At 70.9% G+C, this 26,500-nt stretch carries 27 protein-coding genes; 16 read left to right on the top strand and 11 right to left on the bottom strand.

The window, feature by feature from the left end:
- The first annotated feature begins 3 nt into the window (after window positions 1–3).
- From IH68_RS0102175 to IH68_RS0102150, 6 genes are all read left to right on the top strand, one after another.
- On the top strand, window positions 4–1,053 hold the full coding sequence (locus IH68_RS0102175; RefSeq protein ID WP_030927349.1) for a family 2 encapsulin nanocompartment cargo protein terpene cyclase: 1,050 nt from the start codon (window positions 4–6) through the stop codon (window positions 1,051–1,053).
- A 47-nt stretch (window positions 1,054–1,100) separates the two neighbouring features.
- Window positions 1,101–1,979: a geranyl diphosphate 2-C-methyltransferase gene (locus IH68_RS0102170; RefSeq protein ID WP_030927348.1), complete on the top strand. Its 879-nt coding sequence runs from the start codon at window positions 1,101–1,103 to the stop codon at window positions 1,977–1,979.
- A gap of 233 nt (window positions 1,980–2,212) precedes the next feature.
- Window positions 2,213–2,887, top strand: coding sequence for a response regulator transcription factor (locus IH68_RS0102165; RefSeq protein ID WP_030927347.1), 675 nt, complete (start codon window positions 2,213–2,215; stop codon window positions 2,885–2,887).
- A 29-nt stretch (window positions 2,888–2,916) separates the two neighbouring features.
- Complete coding sequence (locus tag IH68_RS0102160; protein ID WP_030927343.1) at window positions 2,917–4,587, top strand: ATP-binding protein; 1,671 nt, start codon at window positions 2,917–2,919, stop codon at window positions 4,585–4,587.
- An 81-nt stretch (window positions 4,588–4,668) separates the two neighbouring features.
- Entirely contained in the window at window positions 4,669–5,583 is a 915-nt protein-coding gene (locus IH68_RS0102155; protein WP_030927340.1) for an SGNH/GDSL hydrolase family protein, read from the top strand.
- A 159-nt stretch (window positions 5,584–5,742) separates the two neighbouring features.
- A complete protein-coding gene (locus IH68_RS0102150) occupies window positions 5,743–8,271 on the top strand; it encodes a beta-L-arabinofuranosidase domain-containing protein (RefSeq protein ID WP_030927338.1) in 2,529 nt (842 codons plus the stop codon).
- A gap of 70 nt (window positions 8,272–8,341) precedes the next feature.
- Here IH68_RS0102150 and IH68_RS0102145 read toward each other — a convergent pair whose 3' ends face one another.
- Window positions 8,342–8,824, bottom strand: a complete 483-nt coding sequence (locus tag IH68_RS0102145; protein ID WP_030927336.1) for a VOC family protein — start codon at window positions 8,822–8,824, stop codon at window positions 8,342–8,344.
- A gap of 123 nt (window positions 8,825–8,947) precedes the next feature.
- On the opposite strand from IH68_RS0102145, the gene IH68_RS0102135 reads away from it, so the two are divergent.
- The 3 genes from IH68_RS0102135 (at window position 8,948) to IH68_RS0102125 (ending at window position 11,514) form a co-directional block, all read left to right on the top strand.
- Complete coding sequence (locus IH68_RS0102135; RefSeq protein ID WP_030927334.1) at window positions 8,948–10,156, top strand: epoxide hydrolase family protein; 1,209 nt, start codon at window positions 8,948–8,950, stop codon at window positions 10,154–10,156.
- A gap of 115 nt (window positions 10,157–10,271) precedes the next feature.
- The gene (locus tag IH68_RS0102130; RefSeq protein WP_030927332.1) at window positions 10,272–10,910 is read left to right on the top strand and encodes a ClpP family protease; all 639 of its coding nucleotides are present in this window, start codon (window positions 10,272–10,274) and stop codon (window positions 10,908–10,910) included.
- Between the two features lies 1 nt (window position 10,911).
- Window positions 10,912–11,514 carry a ClpP family protease gene (locus tag IH68_RS0102125; RefSeq protein WP_030927330.1) on the top strand — a complete coding sequence of 201 codons (603 nt, stop codon included), beginning with the start codon at window positions 10,912–10,914 and terminating at the stop codon, window positions 11,512–11,514.
- Between the two features lie 22 nt (window positions 11,515–11,536).
- Here the strand turns inward: IH68_RS0102125 and IH68_RS0102120 are convergent, their stop codons facing one another.
- Window positions 11,537–11,929, bottom strand: a complete 393-nt coding sequence (locus IH68_RS0102120) for a helix-turn-helix domain-containing protein (protein WP_030927328.1) — start codon at window positions 11,927–11,929, stop codon at window positions 11,537–11,539.
- Between the two features lie 192 nt (window positions 11,930–12,121).
- On the opposite strand from IH68_RS0102120, the gene IH68_RS0102115 reads away from it, so the two are divergent.
- Window positions 12,122–13,009 carry an RNA polymerase sigma factor SigF gene (locus tag IH68_RS0102115; protein WP_030927326.1) on the top strand — a complete coding sequence of 296 codons (888 nt, stop codon included), beginning with the start codon at window positions 12,122–12,124 and terminating at the stop codon, window positions 13,007–13,009.
- 53 nt (window positions 13,010–13,062) lie between these two features.
- Here the strand turns inward: IH68_RS0102115 and IH68_RS0102110 are convergent, their stop codons facing one another.
- Both IH68_RS0102110 and IH68_RS0102105 read right to left on the bottom strand, forming a co-directional pair.
- Window positions 13,063–13,518 (bottom strand): ATP-binding protein, encoded by a 456-nt coding sequence (locus IH68_RS0102110; protein ID WP_030927324.1) that lies wholly within the window; start codon window positions 13,516–13,518, stop codon window positions 13,063–13,065.
- 117 nt (window positions 13,519–13,635) lie between these two features.
- The gene (locus tag IH68_RS0102105; protein ID WP_030927322.1) at window positions 13,636–14,754 is read right to left on the bottom strand and encodes a DUF6777 domain-containing protein; all 1,119 of its coding nucleotides are present in this window, start codon (window positions 14,752–14,754) and stop codon (window positions 13,636–13,638) included.
- Between the two features lie 160 nt (window positions 14,755–14,914).
- Between IH68_RS0102105 and IH68_RS0102100 the strand changes: the two genes are divergently transcribed.
- On the top strand, window positions 14,915–16,192 hold the full coding sequence (locus IH68_RS0102100; RefSeq protein WP_030927320.1) for a streptophobe family protein: 1,278 nt from the start codon (window positions 14,915–14,917) through the stop codon (window positions 16,190–16,192).
- A 53-nt stretch (window positions 16,193–16,245) separates the two neighbouring features.
- Window positions 16,246–16,662 (top strand): nuclear transport factor 2 family protein, encoded by a 417-nt coding sequence (locus IH68_RS0102095; protein WP_030927318.1) that lies wholly within the window; start codon window positions 16,246–16,248, stop codon window positions 16,660–16,662.
- Window positions 16,663–16,798: 136 nt separating this feature from the next.
- On the opposite strand, the gene IH68_RS0102090 is transcribed toward IH68_RS0102095, so the two are convergent.
- The 4 genes from IH68_RS0102090 to IH68_RS0102075 are packed head-to-tail and all read right to left on the bottom strand — an operon-like array spanning window position 16,799 to window position 21,138.
- On the bottom strand, window positions 16,799–17,794 hold the full coding sequence (locus IH68_RS0102090) for a serine/threonine-protein kinase (RefSeq protein WP_030927316.1): 996 nt from the start codon (window positions 17,792–17,794) through the stop codon (window positions 16,799–16,801).
- Window positions 17,784–18,329 carry a hypothetical protein gene (locus IH68_RS0102085; RefSeq protein WP_030927314.1) on the bottom strand — a complete coding sequence of 182 codons (546 nt, stop codon included), beginning with the start codon at window positions 18,327–18,329 and terminating at the stop codon, window positions 17,784–17,786. Before IH68_RS0102085 ends, IH68_RS0102090 begins: the two co-directional genes overlap by 11 nt.
- A complete protein-coding gene (locus IH68_RS0102080) occupies window positions 18,329–20,668 on the bottom strand; it encodes an FHA domain-containing protein (RefSeq protein ID WP_030927312.1) in 2,340 nt (779 codons plus the stop codon). Before IH68_RS0102080 ends, IH68_RS0102085 begins: the two co-directional genes overlap by 1 nt.
- Window positions 20,669–20,727: 59 nt before the next feature.
- On the bottom strand, window positions 20,728–21,138 hold the full coding sequence (locus tag IH68_RS0102075) for a hypothetical protein (RefSeq protein ID WP_030927310.1): 411 nt from the start codon (window positions 21,136–21,138) through the stop codon (window positions 20,728–20,730).
- A 324-nt stretch (window positions 21,139–21,462) separates the two neighbouring features.
- On the opposite strand from IH68_RS0102075, the gene IH68_RS0102070 reads away from it, so the two are divergent.
- On the top strand, window positions 21,463–21,846 hold the full coding sequence (locus IH68_RS0102070) for a nuclear transport factor 2 family protein (protein ID WP_030927308.1): 384 nt from the start codon (window positions 21,463–21,465) through the stop codon (window positions 21,844–21,846).
- Between the two features lie 70 nt (window positions 21,847–21,916).
- Window positions 21,917–22,204: a DUF1905 domain-containing protein gene (locus tag IH68_RS0102065; RefSeq protein ID WP_030927307.1), complete on the top strand. Its 288-nt coding sequence runs from the start codon at window positions 21,917–21,919 to the stop codon at window positions 22,202–22,204.
- A gap of 70 nt (window positions 22,205–22,274) precedes the next feature.
- On the opposite strand, the gene mgrA is transcribed toward IH68_RS0102065, so the two are convergent.
- Complete coding sequence (gene mgrA, locus IH68_RS0102060; RefSeq protein WP_030927305.1) at window positions 22,275–23,267, bottom strand: L-glyceraldehyde 3-phosphate reductase; 993 nt, start codon at window positions 23,265–23,267, stop codon at window positions 22,275–22,277.
- 138 nt (window positions 23,268–23,405) lie between these two features.
- Between mgrA and IH68_RS0102055 the strand changes: the two genes are divergently transcribed.
- Both IH68_RS0102055 and IH68_RS0102050 read left to right on the top strand, forming a co-directional pair.
- Window positions 23,406–24,299, top strand: coding sequence for a LysR substrate-binding domain-containing protein (locus IH68_RS0102055; RefSeq protein ID WP_030927303.1), 894 nt, complete (start codon window positions 23,406–23,408; stop codon window positions 24,297–24,299).
- Window positions 24,300–24,316: 17 nt separating this feature from the next.
- On the top strand, window positions 24,317–24,832 hold the full coding sequence (locus tag IH68_RS0102050; protein WP_030927300.1) for a mycothiol transferase: 516 nt from the start codon (window positions 24,317–24,319) through the stop codon (window positions 24,830–24,832).
- On the opposite strand, the gene IH68_RS0102045 is transcribed toward IH68_RS0102050, so the two are convergent.
- Window positions 24,814–25,884, bottom strand: a complete 1,071-nt coding sequence (locus IH68_RS0102045; RefSeq protein ID WP_030927298.1) for an adenosine deaminase — start codon at window positions 25,882–25,884, stop codon at window positions 24,814–24,816. The two genes, IH68_RS0102050 and IH68_RS0102045, sit on opposite strands and share 19 nt — an antisense overlap.
- Before the next feature lie 49 nt (window positions 25,885–25,933).
- Complete coding sequence (locus tag IH68_RS0102040) at window positions 25,934–26,326, bottom strand: VOC family protein (RefSeq protein WP_030927296.1); 393 nt, start codon at window positions 26,324–26,326, stop codon at window positions 25,934–25,936.
- Window positions 26,327–26,500: the final 174 nt, after the last annotated feature.

Genomic DNA, 26,500 nt, shown 5'->3' with positions numbered 1-26,500 from the left:
GGAATGAGCACGCCCGCTTCCTCGTCCTCACTGCCCGGGCCGCCCAACCTGGTCCGCACCGTGCGCACCCGGCGCGGCGGCGCGATCCCCGGGCTCAGGTACCGGCAGGTCGCCCCCGCCGACCCGGCGAAGGTCGAGGAGGTCGACCGCAGGCTGGAGGCCTGGGCCCACCGCCTCGACCTGTTCCCGAAGGCGTGGTCGGGCGACTTCTCGGGGTTCCAGTTCGGCCGGGCCGTGGTGCTCCAGCATCCGGCGGCGGCCGACTTCGAACGCCTCACCGCAGCCGGCAAGTTCCTCCTGGCGGAGAACCTCCTCGACAACTGCTACTGCGAGGAGGACGAGGGCAGGGGCGGCGCCCGCCGCGGCCTCGGCGGCCGCCTGGTCCTGGCCCAGTCGGCGCTCGACCCCTTCCACACCACACCCGCGCTGCAGGACCAGTGGGCGCACGGAGTGCAGGCCGACGGACCGCTGCGCTCGTACCACTGGGCGATGAAGCACTACGCCGCCGTCGCCACCCCCAGCCAGACCGACCGGCTCCTGCACGACATGGCGCGGCTGCACCTCGGCTATCTCGGCGAGGCCGCGTGGGCGGAGGTCCGGTATGTGCCGCAGGTGTGGGAGTACCTGGTGATGCGGCAGTTCAACAACTTCCGCCCCTGCCTTTCGATCGTCGACGCCGTGGACGGCTACGAGCTGCCCGAGGCGGTCTACGCCCGTCCGGAGATCCAGCGCATCACCGCACTCGCCGGCAACGCCACCACCATCGTCAACGACCTGTACTCCTTCACCAAGGAGCTGGCGAGCGACCCCACCCACCTCAATCTCCCGCAGGTCGTCGCCGCCAACGAGCGGTGTGGGCTGAAAGCCGGCTATCTGAAGGCCGTCGAGATCCACAACGAGATCATGACCGCGTTCGAGGACGAGTCCGCCCTCCTGTCCGCCACCTCACCCCTCGTGGAGCGCTACGCCCGGGGCCTGTCCGACTGGGTGGCCGGCAACCACGAGTGGCACGCCACCAACACCCACCGCTACCACCTGCCCAACTACTGGTAGCACCAGCACTGCTGACATTCCGTCAGACGTATCACGAGGAGTCCTAGTTGACCATCGCCCCCCACGCCGACACCAAGGCGGCACCGGTGCCGACCCAGTCCACGTACCAGAACCGCGTCGCGGACTACTGGAACGCCGAGGAGAACCCGGTCAACCTCGAACTCGGCAAGATCGACGACCTCTATCACCACCACTACGGCGTCGGCGACGTCGACTGGACCGTGCTCGACGAGCCCGACCCCGACCTGCGGCGGGGACGTATCACCACCGAACTGCACCGCCTGGAACACGCCCAGGCGGAACTCCTCGCCGGTCACCTCGGCCCGCTCTCCACCACCGACCGCGTCTTCGACGCCGGCTGCGGGCGCGGCGGCGGCAGTGTGGTGGCGCATCTGCGCTACGGCTGCCATGCGGACGGCGTGACGATCTCCGCCAAGCAGGCCGCGTTCGCGGGCGAGCAGGCCCGCAAGCGGGGCATCGACACCCAGGTGCGCTACCACCACCGCAACATGCTGGACACCGGCTTCGCGACCGGCGCGTACGCGGCGTCGTGGAACAACGAGTCGACCATGTACGTCGAGCTGGAGCTGCTGTTCGCCGAGCACTCCCGGCTGCTGCGCCGCGGCGGGCGCTATGTGGTGGTCACCGGCTGCTACAACGACACCTACGGGCGGACGTCCCGCGAGGTGTCCCAGATCAACGCCCACTACATCTGCGAAATCCACCCGCGCTCGGAGTACTTCCGGGCGATGGCCCGCCACCGTCTCGTCCCCGTCCACGTACAGGACCTCACGGCCGACGCCATCCCCTACTGGGAGCTGCGACGGCAGGCAGACCACCTGGTCACGGGCATCGAGGACACGTTTTTGACCGCGTACAAGAACGGCAGTTTCCAGTATCTGCTGATCGCAGCCGACCGGGTGTGATCCCAGCGGTCACGCCGTAGACGCCCACGCGCTCCGGGGCGCACGTACCGGCACGGGCCTGTGCGATCAATGCGGCATCCCCGCATCGCACGAGCCCGTGCCGGAACCCCCCCGAGCGGCTCCCCCTTGAACCGTGGGCAATTACTGTTCTACCTTCACCACATGGTCGGGGCATCAACGCCCGCTCACCAGCGGCACAACGGGCGGACGCCAGACAGTTCGGGTGATGCGGCATGCGACCGCACCTCGCTCTGATCGAGGACGACCCCGACTTCGCACTGATGTGCCGTTCCTATCTGGAGCGCGCGGGCTTCACGGTCACCTGGGCCATGGACGCGCGCGCCGGCAAGGCCGCCCTGTACGAGGGCGGTATCGACCTCGCCGTTCTCGATCTGGGACTGCCGGACGGCAGCGGCCTCGAGCTGCTGCGGGCGCTGCGGTCCACCAGCCGGCTGCCGGTCATCGTCGTGACGGGGCGCGGCGCCGAGGCCGACCGGGTGGCGGGCCTGGAGATCGGTGCGGACGACTACCTGGTCAAGCCGTTCTCGCAGCGGGAACTGGTGGCCCGTATCCACGCCGTGCTGCGCCGCTCGCAGCCGCCCGAGATGCCGAGCGTGCTCCAGGTCGGCGCACTGCGCATCGACTCCGCCGCCCGCCTGGCGTCCGTCGACGGTGTCCAGCTGATGCTGCGCCCCAAGGAGTACGCGCTGCTGGAGATGCTGGCCGCCGCACCGGGCCGGGTGTTCTCGGCGGAACAGCTGCTGGAGCGGATCTGGGGCACGTCCTGGCAGCAGGCCGCGACCGTGGTGGAGCACGTGTACCGGCTGCGCGGCAAGCTCGCCGGCCTGCCCGCACCGGCGCCACGGATCACCACCGTCCGCGGCTACGGCTACCGCCTCGACCCCTGAGTCACCGCTTCGGCCGCGGAGGTCCGACCATGTCCGATGCGCCGGACTTCCGGAGCCTGTTCGCCGCGACGCTCTCCCCGCTGCTCATCCTCAGCCCCGACTTCACGATCGTCGAGGTCAACCGCGCCTACCTCACGGCGACCCGCACGGAGCGGAGCATCGTCGGCCGCCCCGTCTTCGACGTGTTCCCCGACAACCCGGACGACCCGTCGGCCGACGGCGTCGCCAATCTGCGCCGTTCGCTCCAGACGGTGGTGTCGAGCCGCCGCACGGACACGATGGCGCTGCAGCGCTACGACATCCCGGCGGGCAAGGAGGGCGCGTTCACCGAGCGGTACTGGAGCCCGGTCAACACGCCGGTGCTCGGTGACGACGGGCAGGTGCGCTACATCATTCACCGGGTCGAGGACGTCACCGAGTTCGTGCAGCTGCGGCGGGTGGGGCGGGAGCAGCAGCGGGCCGTCGCCGAGGCGGAGATGCGCGCCGAGGGCATGGAGATCGACCTGTTCGTACGGGCCCGGGAGATCCGCGAGGTCAACGAGCAGCTGAGCCGGGCCAATCACGAACTGGACGCGGCGGGCCGCAGGCTGCGGGAGGAGCAGCAGGCCAAGGACCGGTTCATCGCGACGCTCTCGCACGAGCTGCGCAACCCCCTCGCGGCTGCCACCGCGGCCACGGAGCTGCTGGCCCTCGACATGCCGGAGGGCCATCCGGCGCTCTCCGTCCTGGAACGGCAGCTGAGCACACTGGCACGGATGAGCAACGACCTGCTGGACGGCACGCGCGCGGTCACCGGGCGGCTGGAGCTGGTGTGCGATCCGGTCGACGTGCGGTCCGTCGTGCACGGTGCGTGCGCCGACATCCGGGGCCTGTTCGGGCACGAGGGCCGCACGCTGGCCGTCGTCCTCCCCGAGGAGCCGGTCATGGTGGACTGCGACCGGCTGCGGCTGGCCCAGGTGCTGACGAACCTGCTGTCGAACGCGCTGAAGTACACCCGGCCGGGCGGCCGCACCGAGGTGGGTCTGACGGCCGCCGACGGGCAGGCCCGGCTGACCGTGCGGGACGACGGTATCGGCTTCTCCCCCGCCCAGGCCGAGGAGCTGTTCGGGGTGTTCATGCGGGCCGCTCCCGCCGGTCCTGACACCCCCGAGGGCCTGGGGCTCGGGCTCGCGGTGGCGCGGACGGTGGTGGAACTGCACGGCGGCCGCATCTCCGCGCACAGCGACGGGCCGGGCAAGGGCGCCATCTTCACGGTGCTGCTGCCGACGACCGACGCCGTGAGCCCGCGCCCGTCCCGGCCGCCGGCCGTCCACAGCTCTCCTCGCCGGCTGTCCCTCCTGATCGTCGAGGACAACGCGGACCTGGCCGCCACCTACCACACCCTGCTGGAACGCCAGGGCCACCGGGTCACGGCGGTGCACACGGGCCAGGACGCCCTCACCGCCACCGAGGCCCACACCTTCGACGCCGTCCTGTGCGACCTGGGTCTGCCGGACATCGACGGCTACGCGGTCGCACGGGCCCTACGGGCGCGGCCCGGCGGCGACAAGCTGCGCCTGATCGCGGTGTCCGGGTTCAGCCGGGGCACCGACCGTTCCCGGTCGCGGGCAGCCGGGTTCGACGCCCACCTCGCCAAACCGCTGCCGCTGACCGAGCTGCTGGACCTCCTCGAGCGGCTGCAGCGGCCGGACGACGCCTGAACTCACCCCCGTGTCTTCCGCCTTGGGCCTGCCTGTGCTTGCCTAGGAGCCGTTTTCGGTTGCCGGGGCTGGAGTTGCCGTATGCGGAAGCCGTGGATCGTGGGGATGCTGCTGACCGGAGTGCTGCTGCTCGGCGCGTGCGGCGACCCGTCGTCCGGCCCGCAGGAGGCGCCGCCCTCCCCCGCCGTACCCGGAGCGTCGGCATCGACGACCCATCAGCAGGCCCCGGCCTCCCCGAGCGCCCCTGCCGTGGCGCCGCGCGTGCTGTACCTCGGGGACTCGCTCGCGATGGAGGCCCAGAACGTCCTGGGGCAGGAGCTGCGCCGCGCCCTGAAGGCCAAGTACACGAGTGCTCCGTACTCGGGCACCACCCTGTGCGACTACCTGGAGGGCACCGGGGCGAAGTCGCTGGTGCCGGACGCGGACAAGGCGGCCGCGCTGGTCCGTGCGCAGCATCCGGACTATGTGGTCATGCAGTTCTGGGGCAACGCGTGGGGCTACACGTGGTGCATGGACGGGATCACCTACAACGCCTCGCAGCAGAAGTACTTCACCCGCTACAAGGCCGACCTGCGCCGGCTCACCGAGCAGATCGCGGCGGCGGGCGGAACCAAGCGCCCGCGGATCGTGTGGGTGCTGCAGGGTCCCGACCCGATCACCCCGGACCGGGTGCGGCGCGTGAACGAGATGTACGAGAAGCAGGCCGCCGCCTCGGGCGACCTGGTCGCCGACGCGGGCGCCACGGTGAGTCCCGCCAGGGCCCGCTATACCTGGTCCCAGTACCTGCCGTGCACGGCGTACGAGCGCGCACACCCCGACTACTGCACCCAGCCGTCCTCCGACCGCACCGCCCTCCACTACGGCAAGGACTACCTGCACTTCTGTCTGGCGCCCACGACACCGACGCCCAAGCCGTGCCCGGTACGCTCCCCCGGCATCCTGCGGATCACCCGCGAGATCACGCGGGTGATCGGGGAAGGATCTCGCGCTCGGTGAAAGGCAACTTCCGCCTCTCCAGGCACTGTTGACATCACACGGCAGCCGCATAGCGTGTCCTCCGCACAGCATGTCGCACAACATTCGTCATTTCGAACAAGAGCGGGCGACGGAGGGACACCGCCGCCCCGGCTCTTCGACATGCGGAGGACCTTGGTCATGACCCCACCCCTCGGCAGACGCCAGTTCCTCACGGCCACCGGAACCGCCTCGGCCCTCGCCCTCACCGGCGCGGGGAGCGCGCACGCCGCCACCGGAGCCGCCCGGGCCGCTGCCACAACCGTGCGGCCCTTCCCGCTCACCGAGGTGACCCTGCTGGACAGTCCTTTCCGGGACAACCAGCGCCGCAACTCGGCCTATCTGCGCTTCGTCGACCTCGACCGGCTGCTGCACACCTTCCGCACCAACGTCGGCCTGCCCAGCAGCGCCCAGCCCTGCGGCGGCTGGGAGGGGCCCAGCGTGGAGCTGCGCGGCCACTCCACCGGCCATCTGCTCTCCGGGCTCGCCCTCGCCCATGCAGGCACCGGTGAGACCACTCTGCGCGACAAGGGCCGCACTCTCGTCGCCGAACTCGCCAAGTGCCAGGCCGCTTCGCCCGCCGCCGGGTTCGGCAAAGGATATCTGTCCGCCTTCCCGGAGAGCTTCTTCGACCGGCTGGAGGGCGGGACCGGCGTATGGGCGCCGTACTACACGATCCACAAGGTCATGGCCGGGCTGGTCGAGCAGTACCGGCTGGCCGGCAACGACCAGGCGCTGGACGTGGTGCTCCGGCAGGCCGGGTGGGTCGACGCACGCACGGCGAAGCTGTCGTACGAGCAGATGCAGCGGGTGCTGGAGACCGAGTTCGGCGGCATGAACGACGTGCTCGCCGATCTGCACGCCCTCACCGGGGACGCCAAGTGGCTCGAGGTCGCCGAGCGCTTCACGCACGCCCGGGTCTTCGACCCGCTGGCGCGGGGGGAGGACCAGCTCGCCGGTCTGCACGCCAACACCCAGATCCCGAAGATGGTCGGCGCGCTGCGGCTGTGGGAGGAGGGCCGGCCCGAGCGGTACCGCACCATCGCCGCGAACTTCTGGCAGATCGTCACCGGCCACCACTCGTACGTCATCGGCGGCAACAGCAACGGCGAGGCCTTCCACGAACCGGACGTCGTCGCCGGGCAGTTGTCCGACAGCACCTGCGAGAACTGCAACAGCTACAACATGCTGAAGCTGACCCGGCTGCTGCACTTCCACACGCCGGACCGCACCGACCTGCTCGACTACTACGAACGCACCCTGTTCAACCAGATGCTGGGCGAGCAGGACCCGGACTCCGCACACGGCTTCAACATCTACTACACCGGTCTCGCGCCCGGTTCGTTCAAGCGCCAGCCGTCCTTCATGGGCACCGACCCGAACGCCTACTCCACCGACTACGACAACTTCTCCTGCGACCACGGCACGGGCATGGAGACGCACGCCAAGTTCGCCGACACGATCTACTCGCACGACGACCGCGATCTGCTGGTCAACCTGTTCGTCCCGTCGCGGGTCGTGTGGCGCGAGCAGGGCATCACATGGCGGCAGACCACCGGCTTCCCCGACAGCTCCACCACCACGTTGACGGTGACCGCCGGGCAGGCCACGCACCGGCTGCGGATCCGTATCCCGTCCTGGGCCTCCGACTCCCGCGCCACCCTCAACGGCCGTGCGCTGCCCGACCGCCCGAAGCCTGGGACCTGGCTCGCCCTGGACCGTGCCTGGCGCACCGGCGACCGGGTCGAGGTGTCCCTGCCGATGCGTACGACCGTCGAGGCGACCCCCGACGACCCCGATGTGCAGGCGGTGCTGCACGGCCCGGTGGTCCTGGCGGGAGCGTACGGCGACCGGGCGAACTCCTCGCTGCCCCGCCTCGACGTGAGCTCCGTACAGCAGGCGTCGTCGAACCCGCTGCGGTTCACCGCCCGCGCCGACGGCGAGGCGGTGACCCTGCTGCCGATCGCCCGCGTCCACCACCAGCACTATTCGGTGTACTGGCTCACGGGCGCACCCCCGCCCCCTCCCCCGGCGTTCGCCGCGTGGCACCGCTTCGACGAGGCCTCGGGCACGACCGCGGCCGACGCGACCGGCAACGGCAAGGCGGCCCAACTGGTGGGCGGCGCCTCATGGCTGGCGTCCGGCCGGCTCGGCGGCGCCGTGTCCCTGGACGGCACGGACGGCCATGTCGTCCTCGCCGATGACCTGTTGGCGGGCGCCTCCGCCTACTCCCTCGCCACCTGGGTTCGACTGGACGGGCAGCCGGGCGCCTGGAGCAGGATCTTCGACGTCGGCACCGGCGTCACCGCCAACCTGTTCCTGACCCCGCTCAGCGGCGACGGCACCCTGCGGTATGCGATCACCGCCGGCGGCGCGGGCGGCGAGCAGCGCATCGATGCCGACCCGCTGCCCGCCGGCCGGTGGGTGCACGTGGCGGTGACGTACGGCGGCGGGACCGCCGTCCTGTACGTCGACGGCGCCGAGGCCGGCCGGAACGCGAGCGTCACCGTGGAGCCGCGCCACTTCGGCAACCACATCCGCGCCGGGTACGTCGGCAGGTCCCAGTACGCCGATCCGTATCTGAAGGGAGCGGTCGACGACTTCCGGGTGTACGGCAGGACGCTGAGCGCCACCGAGGTGACGGCGCTGGCCCAGGCATCCGCCGCCTAGCGGACGTGCACTGCCGCCAGCCCGCCCCCTTCCCCGCGGAGGGCGGGCGGGCGTCACCCAGGAGCGACCGTCACTCGCCCGCGTAGGCCCTCTCCAGGGCGGCGATGTCGAACTTGCTCATCGCCATGAACGCCTTGGTCGTGCGGGACGCCTTCTCCTGGTCCGCATCACTGATCATGTCGATGAGCCTGTCGGGCACGACCTGCCAGGACAGGCCGTACTTGTCCTTGAGCCAGCCGCAGGGGCCGGGCTCGCCGCCGCCCTCGGTGAGCTTGGCCCAGTAGTAGTCGATCTCCTCCTGGTCCGCGCAGAAGATCTGGAAGGAGACCGACTCGTTGAACTTGAACTGCGGGCCGCCGTTCAACGCGACGAACTTCTGGCCGTTGGCCGTGAAGTCCACGGCCAGCACCGAGCCGGCGGGACCCGCGCCTCCCTCGACGTTGCGGCCGACACGGCCGATGCTGGAGTTCTTGAAGATCGACACGTAGTAGTGCGCGGCCTCCTCCGCCTGGCCGTCGAACCAGAGACATGTGGTGAATCCGTCGGTGGTCATGAGCACCTCCTGGGGCGTGGAACGCGGTCACCTGTACCGACTGATCCTCGCCGCGGAACTCATCGGTCGGGCGACCGATTAATCCGGGTGGCCGCATCCCCGCCCGGAACTAGGCTCGCGGCCATGACGTCTTCGCCCGCAGAGACCGCGGACAGTATCCGGCCCTTCCGCATCGACATCCCGCAGAGCGACCTCGACGACCTCCACGAACGCCTGGACCGCACCCGCTGGCCGGACGAGCTGCCCGGCACCGGGTGGGCCTACGGCGTGCCGGACGACTATCTGCGCGAGCTCCACCACTACTGGCGCAACTCCTACGACTGGCGAGCCGCCGAGGCGCAGCTCAACGAGTGGCCCCAGTTCACCACGACGATCGACGGATCGACCGTCCACTTCGCCCACGTCCGCTCCCCCGAGCCGAACGCCACCCCGCTGATCATCACGCACGGCTGGCCGGGGTCCATTGTCGAGTTCCTGGACGTCGTCGGGCCGCTCGCCGACCCCCGCGCGCACGGCGGTGACCCGGCCGACGCGTTCCACGTCGTCGTACCGAGCATCCCCGGGTTCGGGCTGTCCGGGCCTGCCGCCGACACGGGCTGGGAGGCGGGCCGGGTCGCCGACGCATGGGCCGAGCTGATGCGACGGCTCGGCTACGAGCAGTTCGGCGCGCAGGGCGGCGACTGGGGCGCCGCCATCTCCCGCGAGCTGGGGCGCGCGCACCCGGACCGGGTGATCGGCGTGCATCTCAACCTGCTCCCGGGCGCGCAGCAGGCCACCGAACCGACGCCGGCCGAGTTGGACCAGCTGGGCACGGAGGAGCAGGAGCGGGCGCTGCTGTCCTGGCGCCGGTGGAGCGAATGGTCGCGCGAGGGCACAGGGTACGCCGTCCTGCACTCCACCCGGCCGCAGACCCTGGCGTACGCGCTCAGCGACTCGCCCGTCGGCCAACTTGCCTGGATCGTGGAGAAGTTCCGGGAGTGGACGGACTCGGCGCTGCTGCCGGAGGAGGCCGTGGACCGGGACCGGATGCTCACCAACGTGATGCTGTACTGGCTGACCGGGACCGCCGGTTCCGCCGCCCGTATCTACTACGAGCGCGCCCATGCGACGGGCCGTGTCGCCCGGCCGGCCGAGCCGTCGACCGCTCCGACCGCGCTCGCCCTCTTCCCCGCCGAGCTCCAGATCCCACTGCGCCACAAGGCCGAGCGTACGGAGAACATCGTGCGCTGGACGGAGCTCGACCGCGGCGGGCACTTCGCCGCGATGGAGGAGCCCGATCTGCTGGTCAAGGACGTGCGGGCGTTCTTCCGGCAGTTGCGCGAGAAGGGCTGAGAGCGGGCTCTGCCCGTGGCGAATCTGCCACGGGCAGAGAAACCGCATGCGGGGCCGGGGCGGGGCCAAGAGTGGAGTCGACGGCATCACCGCTCGACGGGAGAAACCAGAGACCATGACTCCACTCACCACGCTCGCGCCCCGCGCCGAGGAGGGCGACACCCCGCCCAGCCGGCTCGACGACCATCTCGCGGCCCAACTCCTCGGCCAGCGCATCGTGTTCCTCGGCACCCAGGTCGACGAGGTCTCCGCGAACCGGGTCTGCGCGCAGTTGCTCCTGCTGTCCGCGGAGGATCCGCGCACCGACATCAGCCTGTACATCAACAGCCCGGGCGGCTCCGTGCACGCGGGCCTCGCGATCTACGACACGATGCGGCTGATCCCCAACGACGTCTCGACGCTCGCCATGGGATTCGCGGCCAGCATGGGCCAGTTCCTGCTGTGCGGCGGCACACCCGGCAAGCGGTACGCCCTGCCGAACGCGCGGATCATGATGCACCAGGGGTCGGCGGGCATCGGCGGCACCACCGCCGACATCGAGATCCAGGCGGAGAACCTGGAGCACACCAAGCGGACCATGGAGCGGCTCATCGCCGAGAACACGGGCCAGTCCCCGGAGACCATCGCGCGGGACGGCGACCGCGACCGCTGGTTCACGGCCGAGGAGGCCAGGGAGTACGGCATGGTGGACCGGGTCCTGGAGTCCCTTGCGGATGTCCGCCCGGCCGCCTCGAAGCGACGGATGGGGCTGTGACATGGGCAACTACACGATTCCGTACGTCGTCGAGCGCACCGCGCACGGCGAGCGGTCCTCCGACGTGTTCAGCCGGCTGCTGTCCGAGCGCATCATCTTCCTCGGCACCGAGATCGACGACGGCGTGGCCAACGTCGTCATCGCGCAACTGCTCCATCTGGAGTCGTCGGCACCGGAGAACGAGATCGCGATCTACCTCAACTCCCCCGGCGGCTCGTTCACTTCACTGATGGCGATCTACGACACGATGACGTTCGTGCAGGCGCCGATCTCGACGTTCTGCGTCGGCCAGGCAGCCTCCACGGCGGCCGTCCTGCTGGCGGGCGGGGATCCCGGGCGGCGGTTCGTGCTGGAGCACGCGCGCGTGCTGCTCGGTCAGCCCGCCGCCGGTGGCAGCCGGGGCATGATCTCCGACCTCGCGCTCCAGGCCCAGGAAATGGTCCGGATCCGCTCCCAGGTCGAGCAGGTGCTGGCCCGGCACACCGGGCACGACATCGCCACGCTGCGTGCCGACATGGACCGCGACAAGGTCTTCACCGCCGAGGAGGCGGTGGCGTACGGGCTGGCCGACGAGGTGCTGAGCCGGCGCCTCGCCGCGGTCTGAGGCGCCGTCCCGCAAGTGTCCGTCAGGCGGCCAGGCAGAGTCCGTCGTACGGCGAAGTCGACGTCCGGCGGCTCCTGCCGGGCTGCCGGCTGCTGATCCGGACGAGCTCACCCTGAGCCCGCGACAGCAGGTCGCCGAGGCCGAGTCCGAGGGCGTGGGCGGCGGCCGCGAGGACCTCGGAGGAGGCCTCCTTGCGACCGCGCTCCACCTCGGAGAGATACGGCATGGAGATCCGGGCCGCGTCGGCCACGTCCTTCAGGGTGCGCTCCTGGGCGAGGCGTTCGCGCCGCAGGACGTCGCCGACGAGGTCCCGCAACAGGGGCTCCCTGGGCGGCGGAGGCGGGGCGGCGGGCCGCTCGCCCTGCGGGCGGCGCAGCGGAATGACATCGGCTTCGTTCGGCGCTTGGCTGCTCACGGCTTCAGACTAGATTCCCCCGCCTGGATGGGAAGGGATCGGCATTCCGCCCTGGGTGGAATCACAGAGGCGGGTTCTGCGGTGACGGTGTGTCCTGTCCCCGGTCGCGGGCATGTCCTCGCGCACAGCGGGTACGCGCATACAGCAGAGCGACGCAGACAGACGTCGAACCGTGACTTCGTGGGAGAGGACATGGACACCGCCGTGGAACGGTCGGAGGCAGAGGTCGTCGAGAGGACCGCCGGGACCTGCACGGGTGATGGACCACTGCCGGGGATCGCGGAGCCACGCAGCGTGGCTCCGCGTGACGCACGGGAGCTTTCCCGTCAGTTTTTCCAGCGCCTCTCGGAGCTCGAGGAGGGCACGCACGAATTCCAGTACGCCCGCAACACGCTCATCGAGATGAACATCTCGCTGGTGCGGTTCGCAGCCGGACGGTTCCGTGGACGCGGCGACGACATGGAGGACATCGTCCAGACCGGGATGATCGGCCTGATCAAGGCGATCGACCGGTTCGAGCTGTCCCGTGAGGTCGAGTTCACGTCGTTCGCGCTGCCGTACATCGTCGGCGAGATCAAGCGTTTCTTCCGTGACACCACCTGGGCGGTGCATGTGCCGCGCAGGCTGCAGGAGCTGCGCGTCGAGCTGGCCAAGGCGCGCGAGGAACTCGCCAGTCGGCTGGACCGGGAGCCGACGGTTCCCGAGCTCGCCACCCTGATGAACATCTCCGAGGACGAGGTGATCGAGGCGCAGATAGCGTCCAACGGCTACAACTCCTCCTCCCTGGACGCGGCGCTCACCGGCGAGGGCCCGGAAGGCGGCGAGGCGGTGCTCGCCGACTTCATCGGCGTGGAGGAGGACGGGCTGCGGCTCGTCGAGGACTTCCAGTCGCTGGCCCCGCTGATGGCGGAGCTCGGTGAGCGCGACCGCCAGATCATCCACATGAGGTTCGTCGAGGAGGCCACCCAGGCGGAGATCGGCGAACGACTCGGCTGCTCGCAGATGCATGTGTCCCGCCTGATCAAGCGGATCATCGCGCAACTGCGCCAGGGAATGCTGGGCGAGCTCGGCTGCGCGTGAGGAGCAGCCGGTCGCATCCGTGACCGCCGCGCCGACACGGTCGGCCGCGGCGGTCACGCGCTGGTCAGGCCCACCACGGCGGACACCCGCTTGCCGACCGGCACCCGCTCCACGGTGACCTGCCTCGCCAGCACATGGACTATCTCCAGGCCGTGCCGGCCGACGCGCTCGGGGTCACGCGGGAAGCGGCGCGGCAGGGCTGCGCTGCTGTCGTAGACGCGTACCGTGACCGCGGTGTCGGTGCCCTCGAGCTCCAGGATGTACGGCCCGTTGCTGTGCCGGTCCGCGTTGGTGACCAGTTCGCTCACGACCAGCAGCACCTCTTCCTGGGCGCGGTCGTCGATCTTGGCGCACCACTCGGTGCGGAGCCGGCCCACGAAGTGCGCGGCGAAGGACCGTGCCTCGGCGATGCATCCCGGTTCGCCGGTGTAGTGCGCCGCCCGTCGTAGCGGTTCCACGGGCACGTCGAAACCAGTCGGTATCACTGCCCCGCCCACGTGCTCGATCATGCATGTCTCTCTCGGAAGCCGGCCAGGCCGGACGCTGCTGCATCAGTGCTGCTACCCCGAGCCGCGCCCGGCAGTCCCCGTCCGGGCCGATGTGTCCCCAAACACGCGGAAGGCCGGTCATGTGGTGCTCGACTCGGGAGCACTGTACGTGCCGGTGTCCCCGGGTGACTCCGGCTCGGTCGTCCCGGTCCCGGTGGAGGGTGATTCGGTGCTCGGCGAGGAGGAGGGGGCGGTCGACGTCGGCGGGCAGGGGGCCGGCGTGCCGGAGGCGCACGTGGACGACGACGAGGGTGCCGTAGGCGTGGAGACGCTCACCGACGGGGAGGGCTTGACCGGCGGCTTGGTCCGGTGGTCGTGGTGGCCCGTGTCGCCCCGGTGCCGGGAGATCCATTCGCCGTGGTCGGGGTCGTAGATGACGAAGATGTTGATGATCTGCGGTGCGGGCGTGACCACGACGACGTTCGAGGGGCGGTAGGACGGCCAGGTGTCACCGGTCCGCTTCGGGGTGGTCTGCTGGGCGACGGGCGGCGTCAGCGGGTTGCCGCAGGCGCAGCGCACGCGCGGCACCCCGCGGCCGTCGACGAGGACGGCCGTGCCCGCCTGCAGGACGGCCTGGTAGCTGGTGGCGGCGCCGTCGCGGTAGCCGTGGTTGGTGACGCGGGTGTCCATGCGCAGCTGTACGGGGGTGAGCGCGCGGAGGTAGGCGGGGACCCGGGAGGGGGCGACGTCGGCGACCGAGGCGAACGCCGTGTTCTTCGGCGGGGCCGCTCGGAGGGCCTTGATCTGTCCCTCCACGTCGCAGCTGGAGATGTTGCGGGTGCCGCCGTACAGTCCGGGCGCCCCGCCGTCCACGGCCCGTACCGCGTTCGCCGGCGCCGATCCGGTGGCCGGAGAGGCGGGGACGGCCGGGGCGGAGCTCTGCGTTGCCGTCGACTGCGTGAACGGCTCGGGGCCGGTCTTGCCCGCGGCCTGCAGGAAGACTTCTCCACCCTTGCCCGGGCCGCCGCCGGACCGGCTGAAGACGACGGCCAGGACCACGGCGGCGACCACCACGGTGGTCAGCACGGCGACGCGGGGTGCAGACTTCCACCAGGGGCGGTGGGGCGGCGGCGGAGGTGTGCCGCCGCTGCTGCCCGGTGGCTGTGAGGGCGGGCCCGAGGGGGGCTGGGAGGGGCCCGAGAGCGGGCCGGAAGGGGGGCCTGTGGGGCGTCCGGAGGACGGCGGTTCGAGGCTCACGAGCTCTTCTTCCCGATGCGGTTTCCTGCGGCCGCCCCGAGTTGTGCCGCTTTCCTACCTGCCGCAACCATTGTGTGCTCCGGTGCGGTGCCGCCCGCAAGCCGACGCGGACGGCCCTCCCGGCGGGCGGGGCGCGCGGGCGCTGCTTAGCGTGGCGAGGGTGAGCCCGCGAACCCCCTCCGACCTGGCCGTCGCCCGCCACGGCTGGGTGCAGGCCCTGGCCGGGGTGCTGACCGCACTGATCGTCATGGGCATCGTGGCCGGCCTGGGGTTGTGGGCGGCCGGGGCGGCGGATCTCCCGGACGGCGCGTTCCCCCGGGTGGTCGCGGCGACGGTGGTGACGGCCGTCGGCGGCACGATCGAGCTGTCGGGAAACGCCGGCGCGCTGGCCGAGTCCGCGGCCGGAATGACCGTGATCCCGCTGTCGGTGACACTGGCCGGGGCCCTCGTCCTCGCGGCAGGTTTCCTGCGCCCGTTGCGGCACCGGGCCGTCGCCGGCGCCGCGGAGCTGGCCGGGTGGGCGGCCCGGGTCGCCGTGGTGTGGCTGCTGGCGCTGCTCGGCCTGGCCCTCGGCGCCCGCCAGACCTTCGCGGTCGACCTCGGCAACGGCACCCTCGGCGACATCGGCGACCTGTTCGGCGTGGCGCCGAAGGTCGGCTTCAGGACGGACGTGCCGCTGACGCTGTTGTTCGGTGTGCTGTGGCTGGCGGGTGTGCTGGTGCTGGCGCTGCTGGTCTCACGCGGGGCGCCGCTGCCGGGGCGGCTGCTGCGCTTCCAGGAGTCGGTGCGGCCGGCCGCGTACGCCATGGTCGTGCTGCTGCTCGCGTACGTCGCCCTGGGTGTCGTCGTCGCCCTGGTCGTCGCCGTGACCCGCGGCCACTCCGCACAGACCCTGGCGGTGGTTCTGCTGGGTCTGCCGAACCTGGTCTGGCTGGCGCTCACGCTCGGTCTCGGCGCCACCTGGACGGGTCGGGTGCAGGGGCCGTTCGGGCTGCCCATGCCGCATGTGCTCGACGAGGTGCTGCGTACGAAGGAGGTCTCCACGCTCAACCTCCGCACGCTCGCCGACTACGACGGGAGGGTGTGGTGGCTGGTGGTCGTCGACGCGGTGCTGCTGCTGGCGGCCGCGTTCGTCCTGGCAGCGCGTTCCCCGGCCCGGATGCGGGCCTGGCAGCATGCCCTGCACATGGCCGTCGCCCTCGCGCTGACGGTGCTCATGATCTGCCTGGTGGGCCGGATCGACGCGCACTACGGGCTGTCGTTGCTCGGCGTCGGGGACCTGGGCGGGGGTCTGTCCGGGGACCTGTTCCTGAAGCCGAAGGTGTGGACCGCGCTGGGCTTCGCCGTGCTGTGGGGGCTGGTGACCGGTTTCCTCGGCGCGCTGCTGGCGCGGCCGGTGCGGCGGCGGGGGATGACCGAAAAGGAGTGGGAGGCATGATGCCGTCCGTGGCAGTGTCCGATCAGTCGAGGTGCCGAGGGGAAGGGAACGCCATGGCGTTGGCTCTCGAAGACCGGCTGGCCGTCACCGAGTTGATCGCCCTGCACGGCCATCTGGTCGACGGCGGGGAACTGGACCTCTGTGACGAGGTGTTCACCTCGGACGTCGTCTACGACCTGTCGGACTTCGGGCAGGGCGAGGTCACCGGGCTCACTGCCGTCAAGGAGGCCGCGCTGGCGCTGGGCGGGAAGAACCCGGTGGCGCATCACGTGACCAACGTGGTGATCGAGGAGGCGGCCGACGGCCGGGTCCGTGCCCGCTCCAAGGGGCTCGGGATCATGGCGGACGGCTCGTGCGGGTCCGTGACGTACGAGGACGTCGTGGTGCGCGTCGACGCGGGCTGGCGCATCTGCCACCGCAGGGTCGTGGCACGCCGGGTACCGCTGGGCGGGCTCGGCCAGGAGGTCTGAGCAAAACGGGGCGACGTCCGCCCGCCCCAAAGGGGCGCGAGGCTGCATCCATATGCGGCTCCGCCGCGTGGGCGCGACCAGCCACGACGATGCCGCACAGGAAAGACGGCACATCACCCCACATCTCGCAGAGCGCTCAGCTCCGGCCGCGGAAGACCGGCTCGGCCCAGCGCGGCGGCGGCTCGGGCCGGTCCCCGCCCGGGTGCACGGCCCGCAGGTCCACCTCCGTCGGCGGGTGGCCGATCCCCGGGGCGGCGCCGCCCACGGCGCCGCGCAGGGCGGCGACGAACGCGAGGCAGGAGTCGTGGCGCTCGTCCGGGCTCTTGGCCAGGGCCTTGGCGAACACGGTGTCGACGGCCGGGGCGAGGTCGGGGCGGGACTCCGTCAGCGGTGGCGGCTGGTCGTACTGGTGTGCCCAGAGCAGGGCCATGTCGTCCTCGCGCCGGAAGGGCGGGCGGCCCGCCAGGCACTCGAACACGACGCAGGCGAACCCGTAGACGTCGCAGCGCCCGTCGACGGGCCGACCGGAGATCTGCTCCGGGGCCACGTAGTCGAGGGTGCCGACGAACTGGCCGACGGTCGTGAAGCCGGTCAGGGACAGCGACTTCTTCGTCAGGCCGAAGTCGGTGAGGTAGGCGTGCTCGGGGTGGTCGCTGTCGGTGCCGCGGGCGACCAGGATGTTGCCGGGTTTGACGTCCCGGTGGACCAGTCCGTGCTCGTGGGCGGCATCCAGCGCGGAGGCGACCTGCGCGGCGATGCGCAGCGCGGCCGCGGGCGCGAGCGGGCCCCGCCGGTCGAGGAGATGACGCAGGTCGCTGCCTTCGACGTAGCGCATGGCGATGTACAGGAGGCCGTCCGTCTCGCCGGCCTCGTAGACCGGCACGATGTGCGGGTGGTCGATCGCGGCGGCGGCCCGGGACTCGTGGGTGAAGCGGAGGCGGAAGGTGTCGTTGCGGGCGAGTTCGGGGGCGAGCAGCTTGAGGGCGACCGTGCGGTCCAGACGCAGGTCGCGGGCGCGGTAGACGACGGCCATGCCGCCGCGGCCGATCTCGCGCTCGATGCGGTAGCCGGCGACCTGCCGGCCGATCAGTTCGGAGGGCCGGCCCGAGAACAGGCTCGTGTCACGGGCCATCGGGGGTCACGACCTGGGTGGGGGCGTGGCCGGGGTCGGCCGGAGCGGCGCGGGGTTCGTCGTCGGTGGCGTACGTGCTCAGGTGCTTCCCGTCGCCGTACACCCAGCGTCCCTGTTCGGTGTCGTACAGCCACACGGACTCGCCGTCCACGACGACCCCGATGCGCAGTCCCTGCGTACGGCCGCGGAAGGACTCGCCGTCGAGGCCGCCGCGGGCCAGTTCCTCGACCGCGCTGCGGTAGCGGGCCAGGGTCTGTTCGGTGCGGGCGAGCAGGGGGCGCGGATCGGGGGTGCGGGCCTGGGGGCCGCCGGTGGCGGGCGGGTCCTGCGGCACGGCGACCAGGAAGCGGCCGTCGACCCAGGCGGACCAGCCGTTGGCGCACAGCACGTGGCCCCAGTCGCCGCGCCGCTCGACGAGCTGGACCGGCAGCAGCGGGTCGAGCGGCACAGTGGGGCGGGCCGGGTCGGGGTCTTCCCAGGCGGGCATGCCGCGCTGGGGGACGACGTGGGTGGGCCGGAAGCCGGGGGTCGCCATCACGACTTCCGCATCACGGAGGGTTCGTGCCGGCGCAGCAGCCGGGAGACGGCGAAGCAGAAGACCGCCGAGAGCACCACCAGCATGGCGATGTTCAGCAGCCACACCCCGGCCGAGTGCTTGAACAGCGGATCGCCGGTCAGGTCGCCGGGCACGATCCGCGCGAGGCCGACGGTGCCGGCCATCGCGCCGAGTGCCCACCGGGAGGGCACCAGCCAGGACAGCTGCTCCAGACCCGGCACTCCGTGGAGCTTCAGGAGGGCGCCGCAGAAGACGACCTGGACGATGGCGAGCAGCACCAGCAGCGGCATCGTCACCTCCTCCTTGCGCACCAGCGCCGACACCAGCAGCCCGAGCGTCATCGCCGTGAACGCCAGCAGGGCGACGGCGACGGTGATTTCGACAAGGGGCGGCATCAACACGCCTTCGCCGCCGGGTGCGTTGAGGTCGACGCCTGCGAGGGCCACGAGGGTGAGCACCACGGCCTGCAGCACGGTGATCGCGCCCAGTACGACGACCTTCGACATCAGGTACGCCGATCTGGACAGGCCCACGGCCCGCTCGCGCTGGTAGATGGTGCGTTCCTTGACGAGTTCGCGCACGGCGTTCGCCGCGCCGGTGAGGACCCCGCCGACGCACAGGATGAGCAGCGCGTTCATCGCGGTCTCCTGCGTGAGCCTGCTGCCGGCCAGGGCGCGGGCCATGGCGCCCATCACGAACGGCAGGGCGATCATGATGGCGAGGAAGGTGCGGTCGGCACCGAGCGCGGCGGTGTAGCGACGCACCAGCGTGCCGAGCTGCGCGCCCCGGCTGCGGGGCCGGGCGGGCGGGGTGATCACGACCGGGCCCGAGCGGGGTACGCGGGGCTGTGCGGTGGCTTCGGTGATGTAGTGCCGGTGGAAGGGCGAGAAGCGGTAGTCGCCGGCCCAGTCGCGGTCGTCGTGTTCGAAGGCTTCGAAGGCCTCCGGCCACTGCTCGAAACCGAAGAAGGCAAGAGCGTCGTCGGGCCGGCCGTAGTAGGCGATCCTGCCGCCGGGTGCGAGCACGAGGAGCCGGTCGCACACGTCGAGGCTCAGCACGCTGTGGGTGACGACGATGACGGTGCGGCCGTCGTCGGCGAGGCCGCGCAGCATGTGCATCACCGAGCGGTCCATGCCGGGGTCGAGGCCGGAGGTCGGTTCGTCGAGGAAGAGCAGCGACGGCTTGGTCAGCAGCTCCAGGGCCACGCTGACCCGCTTGCGCTGTCCTCCGGACAGGCTGTGCACCGGCTGGTCGGCGCGCTGCTCGAGGCCCAGTTCGCGGATCACCTCGTCCACGCGGGCGCGCCGCTCTGCCTTCACCGTGTCCTCGGGGAAGCGCAGCTCGGCGGCGTAGGACAGAGCTCTGCGGACGGTGAGCTGGGCGTGCAGGATGTCGTCCTGGGGGACCAGTCCGATGCGCTGGCGCAGCTCGGCGTAGTCGCGGTAGAGGTCGCGGCCGTCGTAGAGCACGGTGCCGTGGTCGGCGGGCCGCTGCCCGGTGAGGGCGTTCAGGAGTGTGGACTTGCCGGCGCCGCTCGGGCCGACGACCGCGAGCAGGCACTTCTCCCCCACCGGGAACGACACGTCGTCGAGCAGGGTCTTGCGGCCGTGGTCGACGGCGACGGTGAGGTCCTGCACGTCGAGGGAGACCTCGCCGGTGTCGACGTACTCCTGCAGTTGGTCGCCGACCAGGCAGAACGCGGAGTGTCCGATGCCGACGATGTCGCCGGCGCCGATCGGGGCGGCGTCCACGGGTGAGCCGTTGAGGAAGGTGCCGTTGTGGCTGCCGAGGTCGGCGATCTCGTAGCTGCCGTCGGGCAGGGCGCGCAGTTCGGCGTGGTGCCGGGAGACCACGAGGTCGTCGATGACCAGGTCGTTGTCGGCGGCGCGGCCGATGCGGACGGTGCGGGTGGGCAGCGGCCGTACGGTGGTGGGCCGCCGGAAGGTGCCGGTCAGGCCGGGCATCGACACCGCGGAGGGGCGCTCGGGGTCCGGCGTCGCAGGACTGACGAGGACGGCGCACGGGCCGTCGGAGGGGTTGCCGAAGCGGATGACGCTGCCGGGGCCCACGCCCCGCTCGTGGATGCGGCGGCCGTCGGCGAAGGTGCCGTTGGTGCTGTTCTCGTCCTCGATGGTCCAGCTGCCGGCCTCGGGGCGCAGCACCGCGTGGTGCCACGAGACCCGTGCATCGTCTATGACGATGTCGCTCAAGGGGTCGCGTCCGACGTGGTAGTCGCGGCCCGGGGTCATCACCGTGGAGCCCGCCTCGGTCTCCAGAACGAGTTCGGGCGCAGTCGGCGCTGCAGGCCGCTCTGCCATGAAGTGAATTCTACCGATTCGTCCTCATGTGCGCCCGGCGTGGCGGGTGCCTCCGGCGCTCAGCCGACGGGCAGGACGAGCGCCGGGATGGTCCGCTGCATACGCAGGGCGTCGACGGACTCGGCCAGCAGCTCATACTCGGTGGTCTCGTCGCGGGTCGCGATCCGCACCAGCCGCCCGCCCGCCAACTCGTCGGCGACCAGCTCCTGTTGGGCCGGGTTGCGACACCACGATCGCAGTACGGCCGGTACGTCGGGCACGGTGTCGGCGACGGGGACGAGCGAACTCGGCGGGAAGTGCTCCGCCTCCGGTTGCGGATCGAGCCGGTCGGCGATCCAGTTCGCGCGGTCGCGCAGCCACCACAGCGCGAGGGCGAGCGTGGGAGCCCGGTAGGTGCCCAAGGGCACACCGATACGCTCACCTCCGCAGGTCCCGTAAGCCGTGACGTGGCATAAGAACTCGTCGTGCACGTTCGCTCCCCCGCTGCTCGCTCGCCTGTCGGCCGGCCTCGCTTTCGGTGCGGCTCATGTGCTGTGGGTGATCGCTTCTTCGCTCGCCGTGAAGTCCCTTGACTGTTGAGTATGTTCACTACTGAATCACTGTCACCACGACTTTCCGGCCAGTCTCCTGGCATATTCACAGGGGCAGTTGGCCGAAACCCTGCGAGTGCCGCCATTACCCGAGGGGTAATCGACGCTCGCTCAGGCACCGGGCATGGTTGTCGTACCGGGTCGCCGAAACCGCGAATCCGGGTCCTGACCAGCAGCTACGACCTCGATGGAGGCTGATTTCCCATGTCCGCAAACACCGACCGTCACGAGAACGCCGTCGCCCGCTATTTCGAGGCCTGGAACGCGAGCGAGCCGGAGGCGCTGGCGAAGGCGGTCGCCGCCGCCTGGGCGACGGACGGCACGTACACCGACCCGCTCGCCGCCGTCGGCGGCCACGAGGAGATCGCGGCCCTGATCACCGCGGCGCACGGGCAGTTCCCGGGTTTCGCCTTCCGGCTGACCGGCGCCGTGGACGGTCACCACGACACGGCGCGTTTCTCCTGGGAGCTGGTGAGCGAGGCCGACGGCTCGGCGCCCGTGGCCGGCTTCGACGTGATCACGCTGGACGCGGACGGCCGTATCCGCTCCGTGCTCGGTTTCCTGGACCGGGTGCCGGCTGGGGCGTGAGCCGGTCGATGAGTTTCCGCGCTCGCGGTGGTCTCTTGAGTACATGACCACCGCGAGCGGAGGAACGATCATGACCACGACCACCGAGCTGGACGAGGAGTTCACCGCCGTCCTGCGCAAGAGCCCGAGTGACGGCGGCTGGACCTTTCTCGTCTGGCCGAAGAGCGTCGAGTTCTTCGGTACCCGCGGGCTCGTCAAGGTCCGCGGAACGATCGACGGGCATCCGTTCCGCAGCTCGTTCATGGCCTTGGGCGACGGCACGCACAAACTGCCGGTGAAGGCCGGCATCCGCAAGGCCATCGGGAAGGGCGAGGGCGACAGGGTGACCGTGCACCTGGAGGAACGGCTCAGCTCCTGACGGTCTCCTGGCACGGCAGCGGGCCGCCCCTCAGGGGTAGCGGCCCGCCTCCGGGACGTCGACGAGCGTCCTACTGCTTGATGATCGCGTCGATGCGGGCCAGTTCGTCGGCGTCGAAGTCCAGGTTGCGGGTGGCCGCGACGCTGTCCTCGATCTGCTGCGCGCTGCTCGCACCGACCAGCGCGGAGGTGACCCGGCCGCCGCGCAGCACCCAGGCCAGGGCCAGCTGGGCGAGGGTCTGGCCGCGGCCCTTGGCGATCTCGTCGAGGGCGCGCAGCTGGCCGACCAGTTCCTCGGTGAGCCTGTCCGAGTTCAGGAACGGGCTGTCGCTCGCGGCCCGCGAGTCCTCCGGGATGCCGTCGAGGTAGCGGGCGGTCAGCACGCCCTGCTCCAGCGGGGAGAAGACGATGGAACCGACCTGGAGCTCGTCCAGCGTGTCCAGCAGCCCCGACTCCTCCGGGCCTCGCGCCAGCATCGAGTAGCGCGGCTGATGGATGAGGAGGGGCGTACCCAGCTCGCTCAGGATGCGGGCGGCCTCGCGGGTCTGCTCGGGCGAGTAGTTGGAGATGCCGGCGTACAGCGCCTTGCCCTGCTGGACCGCCGAGTGCAGGGCGCCCATCGTCTCCTCCAGGGGAGTCTCCGGGTCGGGGCGGTGCGAGTAGAAGATGTCGACGTAGTCCAGGCCCATCCGCCCAAGGCTCTGGTCGAGCGAGGACAGCAGGTACTTGCGGGAGCCCCACTCACCGTACGGGCCGGCCCACATGTGGTACCCGGCCTTGGTGGAGATGACCAGCTCGTCGCGGTACGGAGCGAAGTCCGCCTTCAGGAACTCACCGAGCGCGGACTCGGCCGCGCCGGGCGGCGGGCCGTAGTTGTTGGCCAGGTCGAAGTGGGTGACGCCGAGGTCGAAGGCGCGGCGCAGGATGGCCCGCTGGGTCTCGACCGGCCGGTCGGGACCGAAGTTGTGCCACAGGCCGAGCGAGATCGCGGGGAGCTTCAGGCCGCTGCGTCCGGTGCGCCGGTAGGGCAGGTCCGCGTAACGGTCGGGGTGTGCGGTGTACAACGCGACTCCAGAGGGGTTGGCACACGGTTTCCCGGTTCCCGGAACGTGAGGGAAGCCGGCACCCCATATCTTTCGCGACCTGCGGGCAGTGGTCCAACAGGAGAATGCGATGGGATTGAGCGGATAGGCTTCTCAATTATGGAACTGCGCCATCTCCAGCACTTTGTCGCGGTCGCCGAGGACCAGCATTTCACCCGGGCGGCGGAACGGCTGATGGTGTCCCAGTCGGGACTGTCGGCCTCGATCCGGGCGCTGGAGCGGGAGTTGCAGACCCCGCTGTTCGTGCGGACGACCCGCCGGGTCACGCTCACGGAGGCGGGTCGGGCGCTGCTGGGCGAGGCTGAGCGGATCCTGGCGCAGGTGCGGTCGGCGCACGAGGCGGTCGCGGCCGTGCAGGGCGTGCTGCGCGGCACGCTCGCGCTGGGCACCGAGCAGTGCATCGCGGGGGTGCATGTGGCGGGGCTGCTCGCCGCGTTCCGGCGGCGTCACCCGGATGTGGAGATACGGCTGCGGCAGGCGGGCTCGGGCGTGCTCGCGGAGGAGGTCGCGGCCGGTCGCCTGGACCTGGCGTTCGCCTACCGGACGCAGGCGGACACCGACCAGCTGCGCTCGGTGTCGCTGACCGGTGAGCCGATGACGGTGCTGTGCCATCCCACCCACCGTCTGGCGACGGGCGGCGCGGCGGTGACGCCGGAGGAGCTCGGCGGGGAGGTGTTCGTGGACTTCCACCCCGACTGGGGGCCGCGCCGCACCACCGACACGGCCTTCGCCGCGGCGGGCGTACGGCGCACCGTGGCGCTGGAGGTGAACGACGTGCACAGCCTGCTGGACCTGGTGGACGAGAACCTCGGCATCGCGGTCGTGCCCCGGCATTTCCGGCACAAGCGGGAGGCGCTCACCGCCGTGCCGGTGAAGGGCACCGGCGAGGCGGTCTACGAGACGGTGGCGCTGCTGCCGCCGCTCCAGGCCACCAGCCCCGCGGCCCGGGCGCTGATGGCGCTTCTGGAGCAGGGGACGCACGAGGGGCCGTAATGCGCGATGGTGGATGCATGCATGCCAAGGACATCCTCATCGACGGGTTCAACCGTATCCAGGAAGAAGTCCACGCCACAGTCGCCGACCTCGGGCCGGACGCCCTCAACGCCCGTCCCACCGCGGACACCAACTCCCTCGCGTGGCTGGTCTGGCATCTCACCCGGGTCCAGGACGACCACATGGCCGACGCCTTCGGACTCGACCAGGTGTGGCTCGCACAGGACTGGGAGAAGCGCTTCGGGCTGGATCTGCCGCGCCGCGACACCGGTTACGGGCACAGCGCCGCCAAGGTCGCCAAGGTGCGGGTCGACTCCGGCGAGTTGCTGACCGGCTATTACGACGCCGTGCACGAGCAGTCGCTCGGTGTCCTGCGCGAACTGGCCGCCAAGGATCTCGAGCGCATCGTCGACGAGAACTGGGATCCGCCGGTCACCCTGGGTGTGCGGCTGGTGAGCGTCCTGTCCGACGATCTTCAGCACGTCGGACAGGCCGCCTATGTACGGGGGCTGCTTCAGAGCGCGGCTTCGTAGCCCGGCAGGACGACGTCCTCGATGAGGGCCTTGCGCTCGTCGAACGGGATGAACGCGCTCTTCAGGGCGTTGACCGTGACCGTGCGCAGGTCCTCGACCGTCCAGCCCGCCTGCTCCACCAGCAACGACATCTCGCGGGTCATCGTGGTGCCCGACACCAGACGGTTGTCGGTGTTGAGGGTGACGCGGAAGCCGAGGTCCTTCAGGGCGGTGATCGGGTGCTCGGCGATCGACGTGGCGCACCCGGTCTGGAGGTTGGATGTGGGGCACATCTCCAGGGCGATACGGCGGTCACGGACCCAGCCCGCCAGCCGGCCGAGCTTGCCGTCGACGATGTCCTCGGTGAGGCGCACGCCGTGGCCGATGCGCTGGGCGCCGCACACCTGCAGGGCCTGGTGGATGCTGGGCAGGCCGTGCGCCTCGCCCGCGTGGATGGTGAACGGGACGCTCTCGCGGCGCAGGTGCTCGAAGGCGTCGAGGTGGTCGGCGGGCGGGAAGCCGTCCTCGGCGCCGGCGATGTCGAAGCCGACGACGCCCGCGTCACGGAAGGCCACGGCCAGGTCGGCGGCCTCCCGGACACGGTCGAACATCCGCATGCCGCACAGCAGGGTGCCGACCCGGACCGGGGTGCCTGCAGCCGCCGCCTTGGCCATGCCGGCGGCGAGGCCCTCCTGGACGGTCTCGACGACCTCGGCCATGGCCAGTCCACCGGTGGTGTTCAGCTCGGGGGCGTAGCGCACCTCGGCGTAGACGACCCCGTCCGCGGCCAGGTCGAGGACGTACTCCTCGGCGGCGCGCAGCAGGCCCTCCCGGGTCTGCAGCACGGCGAGGGTGTGCTCGAAGGTGGCTATGTAGCGCACCAGGTCACCGGAGTTGGCGGCCTCGAAGTACCAGGAGGCGAGCTCGTCCGGGTCGGTGGTGGGCAGGGTGTGCCCGACCGTCTCCGCGAGTTCCACCACGGTGGCCGGGCGCAGGCCGCCGTCGAGGTGGTCGTGCAGGACGGCCTTGGGCAGGCGGCGGATCACTTCGGCGTCTACGCGCGTAGCAGTCATGGCGAGGTCTTTCCTTGAGCGGTGGTTCAGATCGGCGTGAGGCGGGTGTTCAGTCTGCGGGCTGGAGCAGGTCCCAGCGGTTGCCGTACAGGTCCTGGAAGACGGCGACGGAGCCGTAGGGCTCGTGGCGCGGCTCCTCCAGGAAGGTCACGCCCGCGGCGAGCATGCGGGCGTGGTCGCGGGCGAAGTCGTCGGTGTGCAGGAAGAAGCCGACGCGCCCACCGGTCTGGTCCCCGACCCGGACCTGCTGCGCCTCGCCCTTGGCCCGGGCCAGCAGAAGGGCAGTGCCCGAGGCCTCGGTGCCGGGCTGGACGACGACCCAGCGGGAACCGTCGGGGCGTGGGGTGTCCTCGACGAGCCGGAATCCGATGGCCTCGGTGTAGAAGCGGATCGCCTCGTCATAGTCGTCGACGACGAGGGTGACCAGGGCGATGCGTCTCATCGGGGCCTTTCGCGAGGTCGGAGAGGGTGGTTGACGGGTGAGGTTATACGTAAAACCTGGACTACGCCAGTCGGCCTTTGTCACTGCCGTCGTCTACAGTTCAGTAGACCGTCTACATGGCTGTAGTCACTCGGTCGCGACATCCTGTCGCGCCCGCATCCACCACGCGAAAGG

This window comes from Streptomyces sp. NRRL S-646 (assembly GCF_000720765.1).
In the GTDB taxonomy this organism is placed as follows: domain Bacteria; phylum Actinomycetota; class Actinomycetes; order Streptomycetales; family Streptomycetaceae; genus Streptomyces.
This window is presented reverse-complemented; position numbering and strand designations above follow the sequence as displayed.